The organism is Methylomonas sp. MgM2 (assembly GCF_054172045.1).
This window is the reverse complement of sequence record NZ_JBSYXO010000004.1, coordinates 69,824-95,614: the sequence shown is the minus strand read 5'-3', so window position 1 is coordinate 95,614 and position 25,791 is coordinate 69,824. Positions and strand designations below refer to the sequence as shown.

The following is a 25,791-nucleotide window of genomic DNA, read 5'->3' as shown; positions in this document are numbered from 1 at the left end:
TTAAACAAAAGCGGTTTCCGTTAAGCAACGCATGGCTTAGGATATCCGCTTATTTTGAACCTATTACTAATTAATTAGTCCGATTATCGTTTCGGACACCCTCTTAAGGAAGAGTCAATAGCACGATTTGGAGGGTTCTATGTCAAATTATCATTATCTTATCATCGGTGGGGGCATGACGGCTTACGCCGCAATGCAGGGCATTAGATCCATTGATTCCGAAGGCTCGATAGGCCTGATCAGCGCAGAACATCATCCCCCGTACAAGCGTCCTCCACTTTCTAAGGGCTTATGGCAAGGTACTCCGTTCGAACGCATTTGGTATGGTTTAGACGATCTTAAGCCGATGCTGCACTTAGGCCGTTGCGTTCGAGCGCTGACACCGTCCGATAAAACGGTTGTCGACGATGAAGGTAACATATACCGCTATGAGAAACTCTTAATTGCTACCGGTGGCGATACGATCAAACTGCCGTTCGGAAGCGAGGATATTATTTATTTTCGCAATGTCGACGATTACCTCAAACTGCGCGCGCTGACCGAGAAAAAACAGAGGTTTGGCGTGATTGGTGGCGGATTTATCGGGTCGGAAATCGCAGCTGCACTCGCCATGACAGGCAAACAAGTAGTCATGCTATTTCCGGAAGACGGTATCGGCGCAGCTATATTTCCAAGAGACTTAAGTCAGTTTCTAAACGATTATTATCGCGCCAATGGCGTCGAAGTGTTACCTCGTCGTTTAGTTACAGGTTTAGAAAGAACTCAAGACACTTTATGTCTAAATACACGAGGCGCTGACGGCAACGGTGAACGCACTATTAAAGTGGATGCAGTCATAGCGGGGATAGGGATTAAGCCCAATGTCGATTTTATTAACCAAACCGGATTGGTTGCCGAGAATGGTATCGTCGTCGACGAGTTCCTTTGCGCGGGCGATCCTGATATCTATGCGGCTGGAGATGTCGCCAATTTTTATAATCCTGCGCTTGGTATCCGCATGCGTGCCGAACATGAAGATAATGCGTTAACCATGGGGGAATGCGCCGGCCGAAACATGGCCGGAGAAACACTTCCATATCATCACTTGCCGTATTTTTATTCAGATTTGTTCGATCTTGGGTATGAGGCCGTTGGCAAAACGGATTCCCGATTCGAAGCGGTAGCGGATTGGATAGAACCGTTTAAAAAAGGAGTCGTCTATTATCTAAACGAGGGTAGGGTGCGCGGCGTAGTACTCTGGAACGTTTGGGAAAAAGTAGAGGAAGCTCGTCGGTTGATTGTAGAACTTGGGCCATTCACACCGGAATATTTAAAAGGGAAATTGACATCTTAAAAGGTTGTCCACTTATAAACTCAATCGAGACCGACTCAGGCTGTAACCATATCACCGATATTAAAGCTCATTATCTGTTAGCTCGTCATTAAGCTGCACATTTTAGGAGTATTACATGGATAAACGGTATTTTTGGTTGGTTCACGATCACAGTATATACAATGTTGAAATATCCGAAGAGCAAATAGCGGAAAATCAACTGCCGGTGCTGTATAAGGAGTTAAATAAACGATATAACTTATTTGTTATATACAAAAAAGATATCGATGACTTTTTACAAAAAATCAAAAACATACTACCTTGCGGATGCAAAGCCTATGAGTTTTCCGACGATGAAATTCTAATCGGCGAACATTATATTGACCCATTGACAGACGTTAATGTTTTCATTCCGTGGATTGGTGATCAAACACAGATTCCACCGAAGGAAAAAGAATATGACTATTTTTTCTTTGCCGATTTTAACGCGACGTTTAAAGTGACCGATCGGATTCTATATAATTATCTACATAAATCCAGATGCCGATTTCATGTATTAGATTGCGTTAATGCTGAGCCTGCTTTTTATACCGATGATAAATACTATGCATCTAAACTCATCGTGAAGATGCACTATGCCGATGTCTTATTGGTGCTTGGCTTATTATTCAAAATGTTGGTGGAAAATCATAAAAAAGAGGATGAAGGTAGCATGACGCTACTTTACGGCCAATTTGATGACGGGCGAGTCAAAGTATTTGATCGTTGGTGTATTGCTAATATTTGGGCTTTAAGCCAAGACGCTTCATTCGGTCACGAAATGCCGCCTTTTTGTCAATGGGAATTTGATCAAGCCATCCGAAAATCGAACGATAGACGTCAAAAAATATGTTTCGTTTGAAGATTTTGTTACCGCAAAGTATTTCCAACAGCACGATTCAACTAGTTTGGTTTATCTATATAATTGCAAGGGAGATATACCGATGAAAACGTCGAATTATTTAAGAGATGTTAAAACAACTGGTTCAAAGATGAATCTGTCTGCCTGGACTGCGGGTCCTATCGTAAATATTCAACATAGAAAAGGTTTTAACCGCGCAGGCGAAGAAATGAAAACACTGGATATCAAAAGCTATGTGCTTGAAGTTTTCCCACCCGCTGAATTAGCCGAGTTGATGCAACAACCGTCTCCCGATGTCGTCAGCCATTTAGCGCACGAGGGCGTCGACACTCGCCACCTGAACAAAAGACATGTGTCTTTCCTCGCATATGTCGGTTTGCCATGTTTTCCGGACGAATCGGCAGTAGAAGTTACTTTAGTTTCCGAGCAACGCCAAAATGGCGGTATTTATAAACAAGAAATAAATATTCCAAGGCATATGCTCCGTATCCGGGAGTCTCCATCGGATACGGTTTTAGATTCGTTAAATAACGCTCTTCAGAATTATAATTGGTACCCGCCATATTAAGTCACTTGGCATTCGCACCTAAAGCGGTATGCAGTGTTGGACGGTAAAAAACCGTCAGCTTAGAGATTCTGATCCGGGTATTTGCCTCGCGTAAGCCCAGGTTGCGTCCTGTTTCAATTACGTTGTCCGCTTAAACTCGATGAAGCGGTCGTCAACAACGCCGAACTGGAGGACTGAAGCATCGTCAAGCCCGGATATCGGACCCTTTATCCGGGCGACCATTGATAAAACGATACTTTGATGATGCAAGTTAACCGTGCGTCCTAAAATGCGTTTCCATATTATCCTCGTTATATATTGCTTCGCCTCTGCCCAGGACGCTGTCACGCCCCGCTTCGGCAAAAGCCAGTATTTTGGAAGCCAATCGGTCGGGAATGTTTAATTGTTGTAACGCATGCGCCAGATTCTCTATGACGGCATCATAATTATCGTCGTTAGGCTGCAATCTCAGTAAATGAGAGTGTCCCGGACAAAGTACGATAAGTTCGGACGGTTTACCGGCATTGACAATATCACCGGTTACAAACGCCTCTAAAAAAGCGAAATCCCGATTATTCACCAAACTGGGCTTAGCGTTGCCTCTGGCAAACGCAGCCGTAAAGAAATTATTCGCTAACTCCCAAACTTGCTTATCGGTATATTGGTTGCGATTGACGAGCGCTTTTATCAGTGATTTCAAAGGTGCTTTTTGTTCTCCGATGGGTCGGGTATAAAAATATCGATTGATCCGGTAATCATCCAATAAGTATTGGTAAAACAGATCGACAACGCTGGAAATAAGCTTTTCATCTGCCAGATCAGTATAAGTGGCATCGCGTTTTTGCTCGGTAAATACTGTTTCAGTCATGGTTAGTCTCCGTGCCCGATTATTGCAATAACTAAGCTCGGTAAAATCTAGGTAACCGAGCTGCCTGGGTTGGGAATCAATATAAGGTCAAGCTAATTAAGACGGCCTGGCGTTAGTCACTTGTATCATTTCAGACGACACTCTGCCAAAAACTTGCTATGGTTTGGTTATGTTAATAGACGCAGATGTGTACCAAGTGTTCCCGAAATACTGATTTTGTCAATTTTATCGGTCTCCGAAGCGTATCGGACCAGATAGGGACAGGCGACGCCATTACAGGCCGATGTATCCGTTACCCTAATTTTCAAGCAGCCAGTCGATGGGCTTTTGTGCCGGATATTTCGGTCATTGTTCCGATTTATTATTCAATAAGATTGTTTGATTTAGTCGTTCTTCGGCAAATTCGGCATCGTTGTTTCCAGCGGCTGCTTTGTCTTTTTCGATGGCTTCTCTTAAGACCTCCCGATAAGAACGATTAATGCCTTTAGCAAATTCCGTTTCCTTTTTTTCCCTTGCCGCCGCTAGCGTTTTGGTAGGTTCGGGATCGTATCGTTCTTCGATCTCCTCAGCCAGGTTTTTCAGATGTCGGCCTATCGATAATAAGCTCTTGGATGAATGATATCTATTGTTGTCCAATTTAAAGTTTTTGATGATCTCGTCGCGTAAATTGAATCCATACACCACGTGTTCGCCGTGCTTTTGCTGGAAGTCATAGGCAATGTAAAAATCCAGCGGGTTTTCGGCATTTTCATCGAAGAATACCGTTGCGCTTTCCATGGTGTAATTAAGCGCTTCAACAAACTGTTTTCGGACTTGCTCCATTTCTTCGAAAATAAAATCGTCAGAAAGTTGTTTGATGATGTATTTCATAAGCGCTCCGAATCTTGTTGTTGTTTTCTGCAATTAAGAACCAAGGAAATTGATTACCTTCGCCGAGCAGTCCGAATACTACTATTTTTTGGAATCTGGGTGAATGCTTTTGGCCGCTTCGAAACCTCTATACCCATAGGTGAAAGCGGGTTGCACAAAGTCGATGAAATTTTTGCAGTCGAATTTCAAGCGTTCAAACATCTCCGAATCACTGAATGATCAAGATCCGCGTTAAAATATATCGGCCGATTCTCATACGTTAATCTGAAAGCTTTGTATCAGCAATATTTTCATCTTACGGAACTACCATTTTCGATAGCGCCTGACCCGCACTTTATATACATGAGCGAGCGCCATCAGGAAGGCCTGGCGCATTTGCTCTACGGTATCAATATGGGTGGAGGCTTTGTGGCGCTTACCGGCGAGGTTGGCACGGGCAAGACCACGTTATGCCGTTGCCTATTGCAACAGTTGCCTGACAAGGTTGACATTGCATTGATATTAAACCCAAAGCTTAATGCAATTGAGTTATTGTCTACTATCTGTGATGAACTAGGAATCGGCTATACGGAACGGCAGCAATCGTTGAAAAGTTTCGTCGATAAGATCAACGAACATTTGCTGGATGCTTTTTCTAAAGGCCGTACCACAGTCTTATTGATTGACGAAGCACAAAACTTAAGTTTGGAAGTATTGGAACAAATCCGTCTGCTTACCAACCTTGAAACCAGCAAAGCCAAGCTATTGCAAATTTTATTGGTGGGACAACCTGAGCTAAAACAGTTGCTGAACCGACCTGAGCTACGGCAACTTAATCAGCGTATTACCGCCCGCCACCATCTACTGCCATTGTCTTATGACGAAACCAAGGCCTATATTCGACATCGATTAACCGTCTGCAACGGAGATCCAAGTCTATTTAAAGACAGCGCTATCCGTAAAGTGTATCAATTGAGTGCCGGCATACCCCGCATAATCAACGTGTTATGCGATCGCGCCATGCTCGGCGCATATGCTACCAATGTCCGAAAGATTACTACTGATATCATTAACCATGCCGCCCGCGAAACGCTCGGTTTAAGGCGGCAGAATCGATTTGTTGTAGCGATATTATCCATCGTATTGTTGAGTGGTGTTGCAACAGGATTTTATTTTCTATATCGGCATACCTTTTTATTTAGGCCGGCTCAGCTATTAGCATCGAGTAAACCGCAACTGACGAGACAGCCACCGTTCATTGCCAAACCCGAACAACAATCGGTGAACCGTCATCTCAATTCCAACGATTTCTCTGACTGGTTGGAAAATCCCGGTTTGTCGTTAAATCAGGCAATCAAGCAAGCCTTATCCCTTTGGCACCAAGAAGTGCCCGACGAAACGAACCTGGCCTGTGACACATTGCCGGGCGAGTTTAGATGCTTTCCGGACAAATCCAATTGGAAAGAATTGCTTGAGTTGGATCGTCCGGCTATATTGGAATTTTCTTTGAATTCGGGAGACAAGCGCTATGCATTGTTAGTCGGTACGACCAAGCACCAAACGATACTCGGCTTTAATGGCGACGTAACCTTCCCGCTGGCCGACTTGATGAAGTTCTGGAACGGTAACTATCTAATCATTTGGCAACCGCCTTTACCGGACTTGTTAGCGATTACACCATCGTCTCAATCCGATGAGGTGGTATGGCTACGCCAGCAGTTAAGCATAATTTCGGGGGCTGAATCGAATAACGATTCCTCGTCTATCTTCGATGAATCGTTAAGAGCGCAAGTGATGGACTTTCAGCGCGCACATCAACTGACAACCGATGGCATCGTCGGTGCGCGCACTTTGATTCATCTAGAAAACCAAACGCAGCCCGAGCGCTCTCCGCACCTTAAAAACACCAACTGATATGTCATATATTTTGAACGCATTACGTAAATCCGAACGAGAAAGGCAAGCGGTCGAACCGGATGCCGTTATCAATAGGATTTCCGTGAGCCACGTTTCCCGTTACCGTAGTCCAAAAAGCCTCGTCGTCACGCTTATCGTTACTAACGTGGCTATGCTGATGTATTTTTTGGGCTTCATTCAAAACAATACAGCTATCTCTCCGGACGTTACGCTACCACAAGCTAAGGTGAAGGCTTCTATCGAAAACCAAGCACCGGTAACGGTTCCGGCGCATACCGGGAAAAACGACCTGGTCTCAATGAAAGAACCGGATAATCGTAGCGGCAAAGTCATAAACCCATTGCCAGCGAAACCAAAAACGGCCGCGACCGTGTATAAAGAAAAGGCGAGTGCGGCACAAAAGCCACCGACGAAAAGAGAGTCGCCGACAGACTTGGAAGAAGCCGCCAGTTCGGATAAACCGAAAGCCGACTCCGGGATCAAAAATAAGCCGACGTTAACCAATGCCAAAATCGACCACACACAATCGACCCGGCAGGGAGAGGGCACTGAACTCGCACAACCCGAGGTCGAACTCGAAGATACGGCTAAACATCCGATTGAAAAAACCGACGTGATGCCGGCACGCCCAAGCTTGGCGTTCCTGGATGAATTGCCTTACGAATTTCAACGCGAGCTGCCTAACTTAACTATCAATGTCTTTAGTTACTCGGATGCGGTCGCGGAACGTTTTGTAATGATTGATATGGTGAGATACGTTCCGGGACAGCGCATAAAAGATGTGTTGACGTTCAAGGAAATTCGCCCCGACGGCATCGTGGTTGATTACAAAGGACGTACGTTTATAATCAGGCGGCCTTAAAGCCTTACAATGCTTGATACGCACGCGGACTGGCACAACCTATAATAACCGTTGAGCCCGGTGTCGAAGAAGAAGTCGAGAATTGCTTTACCGATAACCGTATATCAAACCCCATGAGGCAAAATGTGACTAGACGTCTTATCTCGCTTGTAGTTTTGAATTTTCTGTGCGGTTGCGCCGAAATCGCTTTCCAACCGGCGACCGAAACGCCTGCACCCATGCTGCCGCAGGCATGTCCGGGCACGACGGTTTTACCTTTCACGCTAAGGGATAGTTTTGAAACCATAGAAGACCAAGCACTACTGGCTAAAGCCAAAGGAAAAGAAAATGAGGGTTCCCTTTGTCAAGCACAGGTCTACCAAAGCAAGGAAGGTACAAGCGTCGTCTTGTACCGGGCTTGGAATAGTATTAAACCGTACAGTAAGCTCGGTAGCTGGTGGACATTCTCAAAACCGGAAGGAAAGATTGCCGATTATCGCAAGGACTACGAAATCTGCTATCAATGGACGCCCTTGGATATGTTGGTACAGTGCACGCTGAAACCCGGTAAAAAAGTCGTCGTAGGTACCGGACAAAGCGTCGAATGCCCGGAGAAACAAATCTATCCCGTCTCTGCAACACAGCAAATATATATCGATAATGCCGAATCGGCTCTGAACGATTGCGTTACCTTTACCGGTGTATTTAGCTGGCGGTAACTTTGGCCGAGGCTGACATTACAGTCATCCGACTAGTACCGTGCGTTAGCCGAAAATAGCTAAGGTCGTAAAATAGTCCGAGAAAAAGAGCGACGTCGAACTATGGCTGATTATTTTTCGCCATCGGAAATCACTGTGTATTCGGCGTTAATGCTTCGATCTTGCGGCGGCAGTCCTTTCTTTATCAACCGACGCCACGCTATAAGCCCCGCGATACTCATTGGAATCACTATAAAGGCGAAAATCATGGAAAATAGCAATGTTCCAACGACGGTTCCTGCAATGATTAACGGTATCGTCACGAACCGAGGCAGTCTTCGGCTCGTGATTTCGTCTCGGACGCGGTACACGTTTGCATCCGACGATATTGACGGTTTTTGTCTATCAACTTGTATGGTGCGTTTATAGATTCTAATCATAAGTGTCCAAGGGGTTGCGCGATTAACGCAAATTAAATCGTTATGCCGAATCGGTTAACCTATCTGCAACAGATCGCTGATACGTTAGCAAAAGACCATAAATCCTCCGATTGAGTTCCGATTCCGGTCCCAGTTGCTAGGTTGTACGGAGAATTTGAAGATAATCAAGCGGTTGGCGCGTGTTGTATTAATGCTTCGCGGTTTTCCGCCTGATATGCTTCCTCTTTGGTGACATGTCCTGCTTCTTTCCCTTGCAAATCGACTCTCGCGGCACCCGCCATCATGCATTCTGAATAGCGTTTGCCTTTACACCACTTTCTTAACGCCGCACGGATTTCTTTTGCGGTAATTCCGAGTGATTCAGCTTGGTTTATTAGCTCTTTGTGAATACCGATTTTTAAAGGAACCTTGGGATGCGGTTTTTTCGGAAAGGCCAATGGAAAGCGTTTTTGCAGCAGACCTATAGTACGCAGCACTGGATCTACCGGGGGAGTTTTGACCGGATTGTCCGCGTCGAGTTTTCTGTCTTGCGCCTTGTTTTTGCTTGCTGCTTGTCTGGCCAATTCTTCTTTCAAGGATGCGAGTTGTTTTAAGTCCATAATCGAGATAACGTATTTTTTAGCTAGCGTAGAATCTATTCTAATGGCTTATTTGCCAGTACACCACTCACAAGCAGTCAGGGATGATGTTGCGTCATGAAAATTTGTCGGCATCGGTATAAAGCTCCATTTGATTCACAAGGCGTTCATTAGTCCGTCACAGTAACACAAAATTCAACGAACTTAGACCGTTAGGTCGGTCTTATTTACACCAAATATGAATTTCAAAAAAAACATTGTCATCTTTTTTCCTATTATTTTGCTGCTAATTGGACTGGTTATCGATTCGACTCAATCTGTAGTGGACCGGAATATGTTCTTCTGTTTACTGATGGCGGGCTGGATGGTTAGCTGGTGGATATTCGAAGTCTTACCGCTCGGCATCACAGCGCTTATTCCACTTTGTTATTTGCCGTTATTACAGATCATGCCAATCAAACAAGTCAGCCCATTTTATGCCAATCCGGTCATTTATTTGTTTTTAGGCGGCTTTATGATTGCGCGGGCTCTGGAAAAAACCAAACTGGACGAGCGGATCGCTTTGAATATCTTATCGGTCACAGGTCGGTCGGATTCGGGCATCATCATTGGATTCATCATCGCGACGGCCTTTTTGAGCATGTGGATCAGTAATACCGCCACCACGGTAATGATGGTGCCGATTGCGCTGTCGGTGATACATTTCTTGAAACAAAACCTGCCTACGGATACCAGTCACACCTTGGATTCGATGACTGTCGTGCTGTTTTTGGCTATCGCTTATGCCGCGAACATCGGCGGTATCGCGACGCCGATCGGTACGCCGCCCAATGTCGTGTTCATGGCTTATTTGGATGAGTTTTACACACGGAAAATCGATTTTTGGAAATGGACCGCAACAACCTTGCCCGTCGCCGTCGGCTTATTGGCCATTATGTTTTACACCCTAAAAGTCCTATATCGATTTCGGGTTTCAATCCCTCCCAACTTTAGGGATTTTATCCGTGAACGAATCGTGAGCCTTGGTCGTATCGATCGTTCGCAAACCATCACGATCGCCGTTTTTTTGTTCGCCATCGCTTTATGGATACTTAAAGACTTGATTAATTACTTGATAGGCACCGAATTTCTGGACGACACCTCGATAGCGATCTTGGCAGGCATACTATTGTTCTTGATTCCGACTGATGTCAATAATTCAAACCCGGTATTGGATAGCACCGATCTTACGCTGTTGCCTTGGGATATCGTCTTGCTATTCGGGGGCGGTATGGCGATGGCCGGAGCGTTAAGAGAGGTGGGTATCATTCAAATGGCCACCGAGTATTTTGCCTCGATGGATTTTGTCAGTCCTTATTGGATGATTTTGACGCTAGCGGCGCTTGCATTGTGTCTTACCGAAGTGATGAGTAATGTAGCGCTCTGCGTCGTGGCCTTGCCTATGATCATGAAATTAGGCGAAGCTCAAGGCCTCGATCCGGTGATAGTGTCCATGCCGGCAGCGCTTTGCGCGAGTTTTGCGTTTAGCATGCCAATTTCGACGCCCCCGAACGCCATCGTGTTCGGAACTAACACTATCACCGTAAAACAGATGATGAAAGCCGGCATTTTGCTGAATTTTATTGCATTGACGCTTACGATGACGTTGGGTTTCTATTTAATTACGGTACTGATCGATTGACCGACCGACAACAGCCTTTATAAACCAAATGAATGAAAGTCAATTTCAAATTGCAAGAAGTTATTCATAGTAAGCCCGAAAGGCCGATCTGAATTCAATAGCTGCCGTTAACGGTTACTGGCTACATAGCAGAAATCCCTGTTAACAAATATGGCATAAAGTTTGTTATACGAATAATTCCGGATGAAACAATCTTTGCCTTTATTTTGACCTTATGACGACTAACAACAACACATTAAGCCCCGCACAAATCGAGCATTTATCGTCGTTACGATACATCAACAGCATCGACGAACATATGAGAATCGTGTCCAGCGTCAAGGTGTTTGATGACGCACATCAGTCCGACAATTTTGTGTTACTGGTGCTCGATATTTTTATTGACGACAAACAGATCGACAAAATGAGTTTCAATTTACACAATTACGGCTATGAAGAGATCATAAAACTCGCACGGCATATTCGCGACAACGAATATATTTTGCGAGCCGTGGATACTGCACTGGCGGGCGATATTGAATAATCTTAAGCGTGTGCCACGCTATTTGAGGGATTCAAAAGCGTGGCGGAAGCGGGTAATCAAAGTAAGCGGACGAGCTTATTCATCCCATTCTTCTTCTGCCATCTCGTCGAAACGGCTTTCATCTTTACGCATTTTTTGTTTAAAAATGCGTTCGAGCATAGGCGACATGGTGCCGGCGATTTCTTTTTGCAACTCGGTGATGATCTCTTCGATATCCGGGCCGCCTTTTACGATGACGGGGTGAGCACCTAACTTAATCAATTGATTCGTGGCCGAACCACCGACAGAGCCGCAATAAACCAAGTCGCAGCCCGTTAACCAAGCTAACTTAGGTTTTAGCTTGTCTTCATTGCCATCTTGCTTTTCTTTATTAAACGACTTAGCGGACAGCGGTTTGGCGGTGTCGCCGCCGATACCGTACACATGGAACCCAGAAGCCGAACCGAAATGCTGATCGACTATTTCACCATCTGAACTTGCAAAAGCGACTATCAGCATATTCTCATCGACTTCAATTTCCGCAACACTATTTACATCAGCAAGTTGACTCATATGACACTCCCAAATTAATGACTGAAGGCCAAAGATCGATTGGTGCGGGCTGTCAAAATCGAATATCTTTGGCCCAATTGAAAGATAAGTATGTTATCAACCAGGGGCGGCCATAATAAAATATCGGTAGCGCCGTCTGGTCGACAGACGATTTCCTAACTGAGCTAATATACCGCTTTTTAACCGCTACAAATACGATTATCTTCCATGATTTGGTGGCGATGAAGTCCTCTCTTTACCCGCACCGCTGCGGGTAAAGAGAGCATCACGGAAATACCTGATTCGGGCGGCTGCCCCGGTGGAGGGCGGCAAGTCCCTCACACTGGCGGATGAAGCGAATTTGCCGGAAATTGCGGGGTATTAAAAGGCAGCCAAAGATCGGCCAGACACACGCCTTGCCTAGTCGGGCCGGCGTAGCTTATTTGCGGCAAATGCTTCCAATTCGCTTAGTATCCGGTGATTAGTGCCTAGTGTTTCTGTTAGTGCATCGAGCGTTTTTCGAAAGTTTCTAATATTACCGGGATTTTCCTCGTCGTCAAACCTGGCCAGACAAAAGGCCTGCCAACGTCGTTTGTCGTCGGCATTCAAGGTTTCGGGGTAGTTTCTGGCCCGGTAGCGAAACAGCATTTCAGGGAGGCGGGCGTCGTCGAAATCGGCACGAAATCCGGCCAGGGCTTGCGGCGGCGTTTGCCTGATTTTTTGCATCACGGTTTTGTCTTTGTGGCCGAAAAAGCCGCCGCTGTACATCATCAAATCCGGATCGCCGGGCGTATCTGCGTAGCTGCGGGTAAAAACCTCGGCCAGCTTTTGTTCCAATTCGACCGATGGCACGGCACGGATGCGTGCCAAATTGGTTTGGCATTGTCCGATATCCAGTTCCAAGCGTTCAGCATCATTGCGCCGGATAACGGACAAGGGTGCAAGTACCGGACACTTGTTGATATGCACGGTTTTTAGCGGTATGCGTGCCACACCGTCCGGCAGTTCATCGTTGGATACAAACAAGCGTTGCCGGATCTGCTCGGCATCGAGTTCAAGCATTGCTTCGGGATCTGCCGATAAATCGTAAACGATCACTTCATTGGAATTGCGAGGATGAGCGCAAACGGGCAGCACAATTGCCAAACAATTTTTTCTGGCAGGAAAACGTCCGGAAACATGTACAAGGGGGGTAAAACTACCCAGCTGCAATTGTTTTAATACCGCCGATTTAAGGCGGTTTGCGAACAAATAATCATAAAGCTTCGGGTGTTTTTGCCTAATCAAACGTGCCAGAGCGATCGTGGCGTAAACATCGGATAAGGCATCGTGCGCCGTTTGATGCGCAATGTCATTAGCTTGCGTGATTTCTTCCAAACGAAAACTGGCGATGCCTTCGTCGTTTACCGGCCAATTAATGCCATCCGGGCGCAATGCGCGGGCGGCACGAGCAACGTCGATCAAATCCCAACGGGAATTGCCGTTTTGCCATTCTCTGGCATATGGATCGAAAAAGTTACGATAAAGCAGATTACGAGTTACTTCATCGTCAAATCGAATCGTGTTATAGCCCAGGCTGCAGGTTTCGTGTCGAGCTAGTTCGCGTTCGATACGGGCGATGAATTCGGCTTCGCATATACCTTTTTCATTGGCCGATTGCGGAGTAATGCCAGTGATCAAACAAGCCTCGGGATTGGGCAGATAATCGTCGGCCAACTTGCAATACAAAACCAGTGGTTCGCCGATGACGTTAAATTCCAAATCGGTACGGACGCCGCCGAATTGGCAAGCACGATCTCGCTGGGGATCGGTCCCGAAGGTTTCGTAATCGTGCCAAAAATAACTGACTGTGGTCATTGTTTTATTTTAGGTAAGCTAAATAAGAAAAACAGGAAAATTTCCGTAATCGGCCTTTTACGACTGCCCGAGCAAAGAATTTATTTTATAATGAGGGATTCAATTTTATGTGTCTATCATAGGAAAGTGTTATGAAAAAAACCTCATTATTTGTTTCTGCGGCTTTGCTGCTATTTACCGGCATAGTTAACGCCCACGGTCCGGTTAGAGGCAAAATGACCGCAATCATCACAATCGATGCACCCGCTGCCAAAGTTTGGGATGTCATTAAAGACTACAATGATATGTCCTGGCACCCGAGCATTAAAAGCGTCGAAGGCGGCAGTAATGAAAAAGGCTCGGTTCGCAAGCTGACTTTGACTAATGGCGGCACAATCACCGAAGAATTGAAATCGTATGATGCCAAAAAGATGGCATACAAATATAAAATCACCGACATGAGCTCAACCGGTACGATTAAACACGCCGGTCAGGACGAAGAAATCCCTGTATTGCCGGTCGGCAACTATGCGGCTGAAATTTCGGTTTCCGACAAAGGCGGCAAAGCCGAGGTCGAGTGGGTGGCTACTTACTATCGCGCCTATGTCAATAACAATCCACCGGCCGAACTGAATGAAGAAGCCGCCGATAAAGCGGTCACTGCGGTCTTGACCACCGGTCTGGAAGCGCTGGATAAAAAATTAGGTTCCGGATCGGCTGAAGTTAAGATCGAATTAAAACGCTAGTCCTGCCGTATACGGTTTCCGTCTAATGACGGAAACCGTTTTTCCTCCCTTAATCTAAGTCATGATGCTTACAAAATCGTTTGTTTTGGTCTTCCTATTGGCTTGCGCCGGGTTAGCTTCCGCACGGCCTTATGCATTCATCACGAATCAGCTAGACAATACAGTCTCGGTTATCGATACGGATCGTCAACTTGTGATTGACACAATAAGAGTCGCCGGAAAACCTGCAGGCGTTGCGGTGAACACTGCGCTGAAACAAATTTATATTAGCACGCCCGAAGGCGGAGGCTTTGCGGTCGTGGATGCCGAATCATTTAAAGTCCATAAGGCCATAAGAGTAGGGGGGGCTTCTTTGGGGATCACTGTCGACAAAAGCGGTAAACTGGTTTTCGTGGCCGATTGGTACGAAAATACAGTAGCGGTTTTCGATACCAAAAATTTCAAGAAAATCGCGACGATCTCTGTAGGAAAATCGCCGTCCGGCATGACGATTAGTCCGGATAACAAATGGTTGTTTGTGGCAAATCGAGTCGACGATTCGGTATCGCAGATTGATTTAAAAAAGCTGACTATTCGAAACACTACCAAAGTAGGCGCCCATCCGTTCGGCATTACAGTCGATAGTAACGGCAGACGCCTATACACCGCTAACGTGGAAAGCGACGATGTCACAGTATTGGATACCCGCCGGTTGAAGCGTATAGCGACCATCAAAGTCGGCGGTCGGCCTTATGCAGTGACCCTAGCGAAAAACGATAGTTTATTGTTTGTTACTAATCAGGACGATAGCACGGTGTCGGTCATCGATACGAAGTCCTTGAAAACCGTTGCGGTTATTGAAGTGGGGGATAAGCCGGAGGGCATTAGCACTCACCCCGATGGTCGTTTAGTTTATGTCGCCAATTGGTTTGATAACAATGTTTCAGTCATAGACGCGGAAACCCTGAAGGTTGTTAACACGATTTATACAGGAGAGGGTAGCCGCGCGTTTGGCGAGTTTATCAGTCCGTAAGCTCGTGATAAACTTGCGGCTCTATTTGTTTTAGAAAGGAAAACCATGGCAGAAACCGTTGATGAACTGACAATTCGCTACGAAGATGGCGGTATCGAAACCGTTAAAGAACTAGACAAGAAAATATTGAGTAAAGGAGCCTGGGCGACGGTAATTTATCGCTACCAAGATTGGGAACCCGGCAAAAATCAATATAGTCAAGACCGGTTCAGTATTCGCCGCTATCAAAAGCGCAACGGCGAATATCAGCAAAAATCAAAATTTAATATTTCCAGCGAAAAACAAGCGCAGGAAATTATCGATGCACTGCAAGACTGGTTAGCGGATAAATAATGCATAAACTTATCGGGTTGAGCTTATTTATTCCTTCCGCGTAATTCAGTCTATCCATTCGTAAATTTCAGTCAAAAGCGGGTCGCATTTGCAGCAGCTGGTGGCGCAGCCGGAAGGTGCGGGCGATCTGCGCACTTTGCCTTTGCTGACCCATTTAGACAACATCCCTCGCAATGCGTTGGCATCGACGTGAAAATGCAATACCAAGTCGTTCAACGTGACGCGTTGTTTTTCTTTTAAATAAATCCTTAACTCCGATAATATCATGATAGTTTTTCGGCCGTATGTTGATGCGTCCCATAAAAACGCAGGATCGCCAAAATTGCCACAAACATAAAAATTAGCGAACCAAACCAAACACCCGCAATGGCGGGCTGCTGGCTAAAGCGCATCGCTTGATAGAATAAGGTCGCCGTCGAATAAGCCACAAACGTCGTCCAACAAACAACGAATACGGCCCAACCCAAGCTTGTTTCTCGATATATTGCCGCGGTTGCCGCGACGCAGGGCGCATACAATAATATAAATAATAAATAAGCAAACGCACCTATTTGTCCGTCAAATTGACTTTGCATTGCCCCGAAGGTCGCTACTGTTACTTCTTGTTGTTCAGCGGCGAGAGCGACATCACCGACATCGCCAATATCCACGCCGAGAGGATCCAATACCTTATCGACGATAGCCATTAAATTATCCGGTATGGTTTGAAACGCCGCCAAGAGTGCTGTCTGCAAGCGGAAGGGCTGTTCGCTTGCATCCTCTGCATTATTGGCCATTTGACTGTATAACGCATCTAATGTCCCGACTACGGCTTCCTTGGCTAGCACGCCGGTAAATATCCCAACGGTCGCCGGCCAATTGTCTTCATGAATTCCCATAGGCTGGAATGCGGGTGTCAAGGCACGACCGATTTGGCTTAATACCGATTTGTCACTGTTTTCTTGACCGAAACTTCCATCGGTTCCGAGCGAATTTAAAATATTAAGCACCAGCACCATAGGCACAATCACTTTGCCCGCATTAAAGATAAAGGCTTGTAATCGATCCCAGGTCTTAATGTAGACGCCTCGTAGCGTGGGCAGGTGATAGGTTGGCAATTCCATTAAAAACGGCGTTGGCTCGCCTTGTAACAAAGTATGCCGCATAATCAAACCTGTCATCACCGCAACCAAAATGCCGAATAGATATAATCCGAACACTAAGTTCTGTCCGCCAACCGGGAAAAACGCTGCCGCGAATAAGGCATAAACCGGTAGGCGCGCACCGCAGGACATAAACGGATTCATCAAATTGGTCAGCACTCTGTCACGATGATTATCCAGCGTGCGAGTCGCAATAATGGCAGGTACGTTACATCCGAAACCGACGATCATCGGCACGAAGGATTTCCCCGGCAAACCAATGAAACACATGAATCGATCCATTACGAATGCGGCCCGCGACATGTAGCCGGAATCTTCCAGTAGGGACAAAAAGACAAATAAAAAACCGACGATGGGAATAAACGTGGCGACCACTTGAATACCGCCGCCAATACCATTGCTAATCAACACCACCAACCAATCCGGCCAGTCGAATGAAGCGAGGAGGTTGCTCATGCCGTCAACCAAAAAAGCGCCGACGACTTGATCGAAAAAGTCCACAAAAGCACTGCCGATGTTGATCGTGAACATAAACATCGCATACATCACCAGCAAAAAAATTGGGAGACCTAAAAAACGGTTCAAAACGACAGAATCAATTTTGTCTGTGGTATGTCGCGATACTTCATTCACTTTGCAGACGTTGGCCTGAACTAAATGATTGACCAGGCCGTAACGGGCGTCAGCCGCAAGAATATCGATTTCGTCATCGGTTTCCGTTTCGATTTTTTCGCGCAATTGACCTACGAATGGCGACATCTGCGGACCGGCCAATTGTTTGGCTAAGGTATCGTTCTCTAACAGCCGCAGAGCCAGCCAACGCAGATCGCAACGGTGTTTATGGGTATCAAGCTTTTGTTCTAGTTCAGCAACGCCGGCTTCAATAGCCGGATGATAATCAACTCTCAAGGATGGGATCTGCGGATTAGCACAGGCGCCGCTGATGGAATGACGTAAGTCCGTGACGCCTTGACCTGTGGCTGCAATCACCGAAATCACCGGGCAGCCCAGTTGATTAGACAGGCCGGCAATATCGATTTTGATGCCGCGCTTTTTAACCGCATCCATCATATTCAACACGATGATCATCGGTACGCGCATTTCAATTAATTGAGATGTTAGATATAAATTGCGTTCGATATTAGACGCGTCAATAATGTTAATGATCAGGTCGGCATGGCGGGAAGCGACATAATCGCGGGCGACTTTTTCGTCTAAGGACACACTGTCGTCATCCGATTCTAACGAATAGGTACCCGGTAGATCGACAACGGCAATGCGTTTGCCTTGAAATGTGTATTCACCTGTTTTTTTTTCGACGGTAACGCCAGGCCAGTTACCGACATGTTGCCTGGAACCGGTTAAGGCGTTGAACAACGTCGTTTTACCGCAATTTGGGTTCCCAACAACGCCGATAGTGAAATCAACAATCATATTTTCTCGATCATTAATACAGAAGCTTCGTTTTTTCTCAGCGACAACGAAAAGCCGCGAAGCTTAATTTCAACCGGATCACCCATAGGCGCAAAGCGGGTGATAGTAAACTCGGTGCCGGGTGTTAATCCCATGGCCAACAGCTTCTTGCGGTAAGAACCGCCTTTCTGATCAAAGCCCACAATGCGGCCAGAATCGCCGGTCGCCAGCATTTTAAGTGAAGTCTTCATAGTCGCTGTTTATCCAAAAGGTAATTAATAATGGTTCTCATTAATTGTGAATATAGCACATCAGGAACCAAGGTAAACATATTTTTATGATTTAACATAATATACATTATGCGAATTATTATTGGGCTCAGTTCTACTTCGTTGTGGGTTCGTCGGCATGGGGTCAATGAAATCAGATAGCAGATTACAAAGCTCGGCATTTCATAAGGATACATTCTGCCTCCGTCAGTCGCTTCGCCAGTTATGATTACGAGGCAGGCAAGCAACCTCGAGCGAATGAAAGCCGGTCGTCATGCCTAAAATTTAAAACGGAGCCTGTATTGACGGTGAAATAAACTAGAAAATCGCCCCATCCGAACTAAACCTCAACAAGCTCGGTTTTTTACCCCGAGCCAGTCGGGGAGCCGGACAGCCATCTGGAAAATGTTCTCAGAGATTTTTCACCTGACAGATTGGATGAGGATTACTTCTTTTTAAATCACCTTCGAAAACTGCCGTTGTTTTTTAACTAGATATTTGTCAAATACCATGCAGATATTGCGAATCAGCAAGCGTCCTGCCGTGTTCACTTTTATTCCTTCCATACTGATTGTTAACAAACCGTCATCTTGCATGGTTTTCAAATTCTTTAGATCCGATGAGAAATAGTCTGCAAAAACGATGTTGAAGACCTTTTCGATCTTATTGAAATTTAATTCGAAATGGCAAATCAGCTGAGTGATTACTGCGCGACGCAGTTTGTCGTCATTATCCAGTTCCACGCCTTTGAATACCGGCAAACGACCTGAAGATATGGCTTTGTCGTATTCGTCCAATTCCTTATAGTTCTGCATATAGGCATCACCGACACGACCAATCGACGTGATACCCAGTCCAATTAGATCGCAATCCGAATGGGTAGAATAACCTTGGAAGTTGCGGTACAGCTTACCTTCACGCTGGGCAATGGCTAGTTCGTCATCCGGTTTGGCGAAGTGGTCCATGCCAATATATACATAACCGGCTTCCGTGAGTTTGTGGCCTATCATCTGCAGGATGTCCAGCTTGACTGCCGGCGACGGCAAGTCGGCATCGTTGATCTGGCGCTGGGTTTTGAAGCGGCTGGGCATGTGGGCGTAATTGAAGATCGAAAATCGATCCGGCGCATAAGCCAGAATTTGATCTAATGTGCGGGCGAAGCTTTTTTCAGTTTGCAGCGGCAAGCCATAAATCAAATCGATATTGGTGCTGCGGAAGCCTTCTTTGCGTGCCGCCTCCAATACGGCAAAGGTTTGTTCTTTGCTTTGCAGTCGATTCACGGCTTTTTGTACGGCTGGATCGAAATCTTGCAGACCTAAGCTGATGCGATTAAAACCTAGCTCACGTAATTGAGCGATGGTTCTGTCATTGGTTTCGCGCGGGTCGACTTCGATGGAATATTCGCCGCTATCGTCATCATGCAAATTGAAATGTGCACGGGTGGTATCCATGAGCCGCTTCATTTGCTCGTAGCTCAGGAAAGTCGGCGTGCCGCCGCCCCAATGCAATTGATTGACCTTGCGGCTTTTGTCGAATAACTCGCCTTGCATGGCAATTTCCTTGCATAAGTTATTCAGATACGGCTCGGAATGGGCACGGTTCCTGGTGACAATTTTGTTGCAGGCGCAATAAAAACAGACGGTGTCGCAAAATGGAATATGGAAATATAAAGACAAAGGCCCGCCGGCGGCATTGGATTTTTCGATGTGCCGGCGATATTCGGCGTCTCCGAAACCTTCGTGTAATTCCAAGGCCGTTGGATACGAGGTGTAGCGCGGTCCGGATTTGTCGTAGCGTTTGATCAGGTCAAAATCAAATTTGATTGATTGGTCCATTATTTGACTTCTTGATTGATTAATACGGTGGCCACTAGGCTATCAAATGGCGCGGCTAGCTCGGCATTACCCAACAAGTCGCCAGGCTCAGACATGGCCTGCCCCGACTTGGATACCCGCGCAACGATTTTTAGTTTGGTTTGATCGCTTAATTTCATGTCAGGACGCATCGCTTGGGCGTCGCTTAATGTGATTTGTAGCGGTAAATCGGCTAATTGTTTACGTACAATGGCCAATGGCATCTTGGGACCATTGACGGCTTGAGCGTAAACAAAGACCGTTGATTCGGCCGGCAGCTTGGCTTTCAATTCCGGACTGATGTCGACGTTGACTTGGAAAGCCACATTAGGCGTGGCGGCATCATTTTTTGCCGTTTCCTGATCCAAGGCGGCCAGCATATCCTGTACTTGCGGCCTGGATTCCGAATCGGGCGGTAATAGCGCTAACAGTTTCCGCCAATGGGCTTTAGCCTCGGTAAAACTGCCCTCTTCCGCTTTAGCCATGCCGGCCAGCCATAAGGCATTGGCGTTGTTCGGATCACGTTCGAGTATCTTGGCAACCAACTGCGCCGGTTCGCCGGCCATGCGGCCATTGCGGGCCATCGCCAGGTTATTGGCGTATTGCATCATCGCTTCCGGATTGTCCGGCTGTAGGCGATAAAGTTCGGCAAAGGCGTTGGCGGCTTTTTGATATTGCTGCAAATAACCGAACGTCCGGCCCAGCATCAACCAGCCTTCAGGGTCGTTCGGTTGAGTTTTAAGCCTTTGTTCCAGCTTACCAATCATCTGACCGATGTTTTCCATTGCCTTGGTTTCGTTGGCTTGTAATTCGGCCTTTTTTAACGCGTTGGGTTCCCCCAATAATTGGTAGATCAGCAAACTGGTAGCCGGAATCAACAGAACTAAGATGGCGATGATCCAACGCCCCTGGTCTTGCGAAGACTTGGTTTCGACAGGTATTTGCAAGTCGTCATTCAGGATCAACTGTAGTTCGACATATTGTTCGTCAAACTCGGTTTCGTTTAACACACCATCACGCAACTGCTGTTTCAAATCGGCCAAGCGTTGCCGTGCAATATCGATATTGCGTTGTCGATGACTAATGGTTTCCAGCGCTTGATTTTTCCATAACGGTATGAACAAAATGATCAGCGCCAGTGACACTAAAGCGACTACGACGATCCAAAACAGCGTATTCAATCTTCTTCACCTTTTAAAATATCATCGAGTCGGCTTTGTTGCTGCTGGTCCAAGACCGGATGCTCTGCCCTTTTTTTGGTTTTGGCCAAAATCAGCACGGCAATAATCCCTATCAATAAAAACGCGATAGGGCCTAGCCACAGCAATCCCGTTTTTAAGTTAAAGGCAGGCCGGTACATCACAAAATCGCCATAACGTTGAGTCATGAAGTCCACGACGTCTTGCCGAGACCGGCCTTGTTGCAGCATTTCGTAAACCTGCTGTCGTAAATCCTTGGCCAGGTCGGCATTGGAGTCGGCGATGGTTTGGTTTTGACAGACCAGGCAGCGTAATTCGGAAATCAGGCTTTGATAAGCCTCTTCCTTGGCGGGATCGTCGAACGGATGGTATTCGACCACGGCCTGAACCGGTGCGGCAACAAGCAAACACAACAGCATAAACCACATCCCTATGCGACTTCCGCGGCGAATGAATTCGCCCCTACAAAGCTTATTCATGCCGCCTCCTGCTGCAATTGCTGTAACAAAGGCAGGAAAATCCGTTCGATGTCACCAGGCTCCACCGGACCGGTATGCTTGTAGCGGATCACGCCGCGTTTGTCGACCACAAAGGTTTCAGGCACGCCGTAAACGCCATAGTCGATCCCTACCCGGCCATCGGCATCCATTACGCTAGCGTCATAGGGATTGCCCAACTGTTGCAGCCACATTTCGGCGGCTTGGGCTTCGTCCTTGTAATTCAGGCCAATAATGGTGGTGACGTTGCGTTTCGCCAATTCCAGCAGCAATGGATGTTCCTGCCGGCAGGATACGCACCAGGAAGCCCAAACGTTTAACAGCCAGACCTTGCCTTTTAAATTTTCGACACCCAGGTGTTGTTCAGGCTTGGATAAAACCGGCAATGAAAATGCCGGCGCCGGTTTGTCGATTAAGGGGGACGGAATGTGTTTCGGGTTCAGTTTCAAACCGATCGCCAAAAATACCGCCAAAATGACGAACAAAAGTAACGGCACTAAATATTTAAGCATGTGCGGCCACCGCTTTTTTATTCGATATCCGATAACGTCTGTCCATGGCACCCAACAAGCCGCCTATGGCCATCAGCACGCCGCCCATCCAAATCCAGCGAATGAAAGACTTGTAATACACCCGGAGAGCCCAAGCACCGCCCTCGCCCAGCGGTTCGCCGATTGCAACGAACAAATCTCTAAATACGCCCGCATCGATGGCCGCTTCGGTCATCGGCATTTTTTGCACCCGATATACGCGCTTTTGCGGGTGCAGCTCGGCTACCGTTTGTCCGTCGCGGGTTACTGTTAAAGCGCCCTGTTGCGCCGTGTAATTCGGACCTTCGGTTAATTGCACGCCGTGAAAATGAAACCGATAGCCGGACACATCCAGCGTATCGCCCGGCGCCATACGCACGTCACGTTCGATGCTGTAAGTCGACGTCAGCGTTATGCCAACCACAAACACCGAAATACCGATGTGAGCGATCGTCATGCCGTAAAAGCCGGCCGGGATTTTTGTCAGACGGTCCAACGACCAGATTTGTATTCTCTGTTTAAAGGCTATGGCGGAAACGGCCAATGTCCAAAACGCCAAACTCAAACCTATGACAGCCGCCGTTGAATACGAAGGCATTGTAAGCGGCACCAGCGCTGCGACGATGACGCATGCTAGGCCTAGTAGCCAAATCCTACCGCCGAGCGCCTTAATGTCGTCACGCTTCCAATGCAGCAACACGCCGAAGCCGACTACAATCGCCAGCGGGGCCATCAGCGGAATGAATACGGAATTAAAATAAGGAGGCCCGACAGACAATTTACCGAGACCAAGCGCATCGATTACCAGTGGATATAAGGTGCCCAGCAATATGCTGGCCGCCGTCACGACCAATAATACATTGTTGATTAGCAGCACCGATTCGCGCGAGACCAACTCAAAGCGGGTGCTGCTTTTCACTTCCGGCGCGCGAATCGCATACAGCAATAAAGAACCACCGACCACCACGGCCAAGAACACTAAAATGAACACGCCGCGGGTCGGATCGCTGGCGAAGGCATGGACCGAGGTCAGTACGCCGGAACGCACTAGAAAGGTGCCAAGCAGGCTCAATGAAAAAGCGAAGATTGCCAACAGCACGGTCCAGGTTTTGAATACGCCGCGTTTCTCGGTCGCCGCCAAGGAATGAATCAAGGCAGTGCCGACCAGCCAAGGCATGAACGAGGCGTTTTCCACCGGGTCCCAGAACCACCAGCCGCCCCAGCCCAGTTCGTAATAGGCCCACCAGCTGCCCAGCGTGATGCCCAAAGTCAGGAACAGCCAGGCCACGCTGGTCCAAGGCCGCGACCAGCGCGCCCAGGCTGCGTCCAATTTGCCTTCGATCAACGCGGCAATCGAAAACGCGAAAGCGACCGAAAAGCCGACATAGCCCATGTACAGCATGGGTGGATGAATTGCCAAACCGGGGTCTTGCAACAAGGGATTTAAATCGCGGCCTTCGGCAGGCGCCGGAAACAAGCGATCGAAGGGATTGGAAGTAAACAGCAAGAATAAGATAAAGCCAACCGCCACCAAACCCATTACGCCTAACACCCGAGCGCGGGTTGCATCCGGGATATGTTTGCTCAGCAAGGCGACCAGACCGGTCCAAATAGACAAGGTCAAAGCCCATAACAACAACGAACCTTCATGCGCGCCCCACACCCCGGAAATCAAATATAAAAACGGCAATGCGGTGTTGGAATTTTGCGCGACATAGGCCACGGAAAAGTCATGCACGATAAAACTGTAGGTCAAACACGCATAAGCCAGCGCCATGAATAGCAATTGCCCAAGTGCGGCCGACTTTGCCACCCGCACCCAGCCGGCTATGCCTTTAGACGCGCCGATAAAAGGCAGCACACCTTGCACCAACGCCATGCATAATGCCAATATCAACGAAAATTGACCGATTTCGGGGATCATGGTCCCTCCTGCGATTTCTTCAGGCTATCGGCCACTTCCGGCGGCATGTAATTTTCGTCATGCTTGGCCAAGACTTCCTCGGCAACGAATACGCCATGGTCGTCCAACCGGCCTTTGGCGACAATGCCCTGCCCTTCCCTAAACAAATCCGGCAAGAGTCCGCTATATTCGACCGTGACTTCTTTGCTGAAATCGCTGAGTTTGAAGCGGACCAAAAGATCTTTTCCGGGGCGTTCCACACTCCCTTTGACGACCATGCCGCCCAATCTAAACAAGGTATCCTTGGGCGCCTTGCCTTCCGCCACGTCGGTCGTGGAAAAAAAGTACATCAGGTTTTCATTGAAGGCCTTCAATGCAAAAGTAGCGGCTAGGCCGATACCGGCCAGCATCAGACCAATCAAAATCAATCGTTGTCTACGGTGCGGTTTCATCGTTGTGTGCGTTTTTGTTTCAGGGCTAACTGTCTGAGCAAATGTTTGCGTTGCACGATGGGCGCAAACAAATTCCATAGCAGCACCGCTGTGGTGATACCGTAGGAAGTCCAGACATAAAAGGCGTAACCGCCCATGTTTAAAAAACTTTCCAATGTCATGCTTTTTTCTCCAACAAGGTTTTGACCCACTGCGCGGAGGCCTCTCTTCTTAATAACTCCAATTTGGCGGCTTGCAATACGGCAATCGCGTAATACACTTTAAACGCAAAGGCCATCAACAGTAGAGGAATCAGCATACTGATATGAATGGAGGGTTTGTCGATTTTGCTGACCGTTGCCCCTTGATGCAGCGTATTCCACCATTCCACCGAATAATGAATGATAGGAATATTCACGACGCCGACCAGCGCCAGAATCGATACGGCGCGGGCTGCACTGCGTTTGTCCTCGATTGCACCATATAAACTGGTCACTCCCAGATACAAAAACAGCAGGATAAGTTCCGAAGTCAGCCGCGCGTCCCATACCCACCAGGTGCCCCACATCGGCTTACCCCATAACGAACCCGTTACCAATGCGATAAAGGTAAAACCGGCACCTATAGGAGCGCTGGCAACCAACATCACTTCCGCCAACTTCATGTGCCAGACCAGGGCAATAGCCCCCATGACCGCCATCAGCACATAAATGAATAAGGACATCCAGGCCGCGGGCACATGGATATAAATGATGCGGTAACTATCGCCTTGCTGGTAATCGGCCGGCGCCATCACCAAGCCGCCGTATAAGCCGGGAATCAATAGCAGTAAAAACAATACCGTCAGCCACGGGATGAACTTGTCCGCCAACGCGTAAAAATGCGGCGACGAGGCCGTGCGGTGAAAAAATCTGGAAACTGGAGCTGGGATGATAGACATA

At 47.2% G+C, this 25,791-nt stretch carries 27 protein-coding genes; 11 read left to right on the top strand and 16 right to left on the bottom strand.

Features of this window, described 5'->3' with window-relative positions:
- The first annotated feature begins 139 nt into the window (after positions 1-139).
- The 3 genes from ACW73I_RS04850 to ACW73I_RS04840 all read left to right on the top strand — a co-directional run bounded on the left by ACW73I_RS04850 (position 140) and on the right by ACW73I_RS04840 (position 2,781).
- Positions 140-1,333, top strand: coding sequence for an NAD(P)/FAD-dependent oxidoreductase (locus ACW73I_RS04850; protein WP_458028110.1), 1,194 nt, complete (start codon positions 140-142; stop codon positions 1,331-1,333).
- A 115-nt stretch (positions 1,334-1,448) separates the two neighbouring features.
- Positions 1,449-2,213 (top strand): hypothetical protein, encoded by a 765-nt coding sequence (locus ACW73I_RS04845; RefSeq protein WP_458028109.1) that lies wholly within the window; start codon positions 1,449-1,451, stop codon positions 2,211-2,213.
- Positions 2,214-2,295: 82 nt separating this feature from the next.
- Positions 2,296-2,781 (top strand): hypothetical protein, encoded by a 486-nt coding sequence (locus tag ACW73I_RS04840; protein WP_458028108.1) that lies wholly within the window; start codon positions 2,296-2,298, stop codon positions 2,779-2,781.
- A gap of 250 nt (positions 2,782-3,031) precedes the next feature.
- Here ACW73I_RS04840 and ACW73I_RS04835 read toward each other — a convergent pair whose 3' ends face one another.
- Together ACW73I_RS04835 and ACW73I_RS04830 are read right to left on the bottom strand one after the other, a co-directional pair.
- A complete protein-coding gene (locus tag ACW73I_RS04835) occupies positions 3,032-3,628 on the bottom strand; it encodes a hypothetical protein (protein ID WP_458028107.1) in 597 nt (198 codons plus the stop codon).
- Positions 3,629-3,973: 345 nt separating this feature from the next.
- The gene (locus ACW73I_RS04830) at positions 3,974-4,498 is read right to left on the bottom strand and encodes a hypothetical protein (protein ID WP_458028106.1); all 525 of its coding nucleotides are present in this window, start codon (positions 4,496-4,498) and stop codon (positions 3,974-3,976) included.
- 342 nt (positions 4,499-4,840) lie between these two features.
- Here ACW73I_RS04830 and ACW73I_RS04825 point away from each other — a divergent pair, with 342 nt between their 5' ends.
- The 3 genes from ACW73I_RS04825 to ACW73I_RS04815 all read left to right on the top strand — a co-directional run bounded on the left by ACW73I_RS04825 (position 4,841) and on the right by ACW73I_RS04815 (position 7,954).
- A complete protein-coding gene (locus ACW73I_RS04825) occupies positions 4,841-6,391 on the top strand; it encodes an AAA family ATPase (protein WP_458028105.1) in 1,551 nt (516 codons plus the stop codon).
- A gap of 1 nt (position 6,392) precedes the next feature.
- A complete protein-coding gene (locus ACW73I_RS04820; protein ID WP_458028104.1) occupies positions 6,393-7,256 on the top strand; it encodes a general secretion pathway protein GspB in 864 nt (287 codons plus the stop codon).
- A 125-nt stretch (positions 7,257-7,381) separates the two neighbouring features.
- Complete coding sequence (locus ACW73I_RS04815; protein ID WP_458028103.1) at positions 7,382-7,954, top strand: hypothetical protein; 573 nt, start codon at positions 7,382-7,384, stop codon at positions 7,952-7,954.
- Between the two features lie 583 nt (positions 7,955-8,537).
- Here ACW73I_RS04815 and ACW73I_RS04810 read toward each other — a convergent pair.
- Positions 8,538-8,972, bottom strand: coding sequence for a ProQ/FinO family protein (locus ACW73I_RS04810; protein WP_458028102.1), 435 nt, complete (start codon positions 8,970-8,972; stop codon positions 8,538-8,540).
- Positions 8,973-9,189: 217 nt separating this feature from the next.
- On the opposite strand from ACW73I_RS04810, the gene ACW73I_RS04805 reads away from it, so the two are divergent.
- Together ACW73I_RS04805 and ACW73I_RS04800 are read left to right on the top strand one after the other, a co-directional pair.
- Positions 9,190-10,632, top strand: a complete 1,443-nt coding sequence (locus ACW73I_RS04805) for an SLC13 family permease (protein WP_458028101.1) — start codon at positions 9,190-9,192, stop codon at positions 10,630-10,632.
- Positions 10,633-10,846: 214 nt separating this feature from the next.
- Positions 10,847-11,155: a hypothetical protein gene (locus tag ACW73I_RS04800; protein ID WP_458028100.1), complete on the top strand. Its 309-nt coding sequence runs from the start codon at positions 10,847-10,849 to the stop codon at positions 11,153-11,155.
- A 75-nt stretch (positions 11,156-11,230) separates the two neighbouring features.
- Here the strand turns inward: ACW73I_RS04800 and ACW73I_RS04795 are convergent, their stop codons facing one another.
- Both ACW73I_RS04795 and sbcB read right to left on the bottom strand, forming a co-directional pair.
- The gene (locus tag ACW73I_RS04795; protein ID WP_458028099.1) at positions 11,231-11,707 is read right to left on the bottom strand and encodes a NifB/NifX family molybdenum-iron cluster-binding protein; all 477 of its coding nucleotides are present in this window, start codon (positions 11,705-11,707) and stop codon (positions 11,231-11,233) included.
- A 399-nt stretch (positions 11,708-12,106) separates the two neighbouring features.
- Positions 12,107-13,543, bottom strand: coding sequence for an exodeoxyribonuclease I (gene sbcB / locus ACW73I_RS04790; protein ID WP_458028098.1), 1,437 nt, complete (start codon positions 13,541-13,543; stop codon positions 12,107-12,109).
- Between the two features lie 131 nt (positions 13,544-13,674).
- On the opposite strand from sbcB, the gene ACW73I_RS04785 reads away from it, so the two are divergent.
- The 3 genes from ACW73I_RS04785 to ACW73I_RS04775 all read left to right on the top strand — a co-directional run bounded on the left by ACW73I_RS04785 (position 13,675) and on the right by ACW73I_RS04775 (position 15,613).
- A complete protein-coding gene (locus tag ACW73I_RS04785; protein WP_458028097.1) occupies positions 13,675-14,268 on the top strand; it encodes an SRPBCC family protein in 594 nt (197 codons plus the stop codon).
- A 61-nt stretch (positions 14,269-14,329) separates the two neighbouring features.
- Positions 14,330-15,280, top strand: a complete 951-nt coding sequence (locus ACW73I_RS04780) for a beta-propeller fold lactonase family protein (RefSeq protein ID WP_458028096.1) — start codon at positions 14,330-14,332, stop codon at positions 15,278-15,280.
- Positions 15,281-15,325: 45 nt separating this feature from the next.
- Entirely contained in the window at positions 15,326-15,613 is a 288-nt protein-coding gene (locus tag ACW73I_RS04775) for a hypothetical protein (RefSeq protein WP_458028095.1), read from the top strand.
- Positions 15,614-15,658: 45 nt separating this feature from the next.
- On the opposite strand, the gene ACW73I_RS04770 is transcribed toward ACW73I_RS04775, so the two are convergent.
- The 11 genes from ACW73I_RS04770 to ACW73I_RS04720 all read right to left on the bottom strand — a co-directional run bounded on the left by ACW73I_RS04770 (position 15,659) and on the right by ACW73I_RS04720 (position 25,790).
- Positions 15,659-15,880: a FeoC-like transcriptional regulator gene (locus ACW73I_RS04770; protein WP_458028094.1), complete on the bottom strand. Its 222-nt coding sequence runs from the start codon at positions 15,878-15,880 to the stop codon at positions 15,659-15,661.
- Positions 15,877-18,189: a Fe(2+) transporter permease subunit FeoB gene (feoB, locus tag ACW73I_RS04765; RefSeq protein ID WP_458028093.1), complete on the bottom strand. Its 2,313-nt coding sequence runs from the start codon at positions 18,187-18,189 to the stop codon at positions 15,877-15,879. The genes ACW73I_RS04770 and feoB overlap by 4 nt, the downstream gene beginning before the upstream one ends.
- Entirely contained in the window at positions 18,186-18,419 is a 234-nt protein-coding gene (locus ACW73I_RS04760; protein WP_458028092.1) for a FeoA family protein, read from the bottom strand. The genes feoB and ACW73I_RS04760 overlap by 4 nt, the downstream gene beginning before the upstream one ends.
- A gap of 473 nt (positions 18,420-18,892) precedes the next feature.
- A complete protein-coding gene (gene hemN / locus ACW73I_RS04755) occupies positions 18,893-20,272 on the bottom strand; it encodes an oxygen-independent coproporphyrinogen III oxidase (protein WP_458028091.1) in 1,380 nt (459 codons plus the stop codon).
- Positions 20,272-21,471 carry a c-type cytochrome biogenesis protein CcmI gene (ccmI, locus tag ACW73I_RS04750; RefSeq protein ID WP_458028090.1) on the bottom strand — a complete coding sequence of 400 codons (1,200 nt, stop codon included), beginning with the start codon at positions 21,469-21,471 and terminating at the stop codon, positions 20,272-20,274. The genes hemN and ccmI overlap by 1 nt, the downstream gene beginning before the upstream one ends.
- Entirely contained in the window at positions 21,468-21,968 is a 501-nt protein-coding gene (locus ACW73I_RS04745; RefSeq protein WP_458028089.1) for a cytochrome c-type biogenesis protein, read from the bottom strand. The genes ccmI and ACW73I_RS04745 overlap by 4 nt, the downstream gene beginning before the upstream one ends.
- The gene (locus ACW73I_RS04740) at positions 21,965-22,498 is read right to left on the bottom strand and encodes a DsbE family thiol:disulfide interchange protein (protein WP_458028088.1); all 534 of its coding nucleotides are present in this window, start codon (positions 22,496-22,498) and stop codon (positions 21,965-21,967) included. Before ACW73I_RS04740 ends, ACW73I_RS04745 begins: the two co-directional genes overlap by 4 nt.
- A complete protein-coding gene (locus ACW73I_RS04735; protein ID WP_458028087.1) occupies positions 22,491-24,440 on the bottom strand; it encodes a heme lyase CcmF/NrfE family subunit in 1,950 nt (649 codons plus the stop codon). Before ACW73I_RS04735 ends, ACW73I_RS04740 begins: the two co-directional genes overlap by 8 nt.
- Positions 24,437-24,871, bottom strand: a complete 435-nt coding sequence (gene ccmE, locus ACW73I_RS04730; RefSeq protein ID WP_458028086.1) for a cytochrome c maturation protein CcmE — start codon at positions 24,869-24,871, stop codon at positions 24,437-24,439. Before ccmE ends, ACW73I_RS04735 begins: the two co-directional genes overlap by 4 nt.
- Complete coding sequence (gene ccmD, locus ACW73I_RS04725; RefSeq protein ID WP_458028085.1) at positions 24,868-25,032, bottom strand: heme exporter protein CcmD; 165 nt, start codon at positions 25,030-25,032, stop codon at positions 24,868-24,870. The genes ccmE and ccmD overlap by 4 nt, the downstream gene beginning before the upstream one ends.
- Entirely contained in the window at positions 25,029-25,790 is a 762-nt protein-coding gene (locus ACW73I_RS04720; RefSeq protein WP_458028084.1) for a heme ABC transporter permease, read from the bottom strand. Before ACW73I_RS04720 ends, ccmD begins: the two co-directional genes overlap by 4 nt.
- Position 25,791 lies beyond the last annotated feature (1 nt).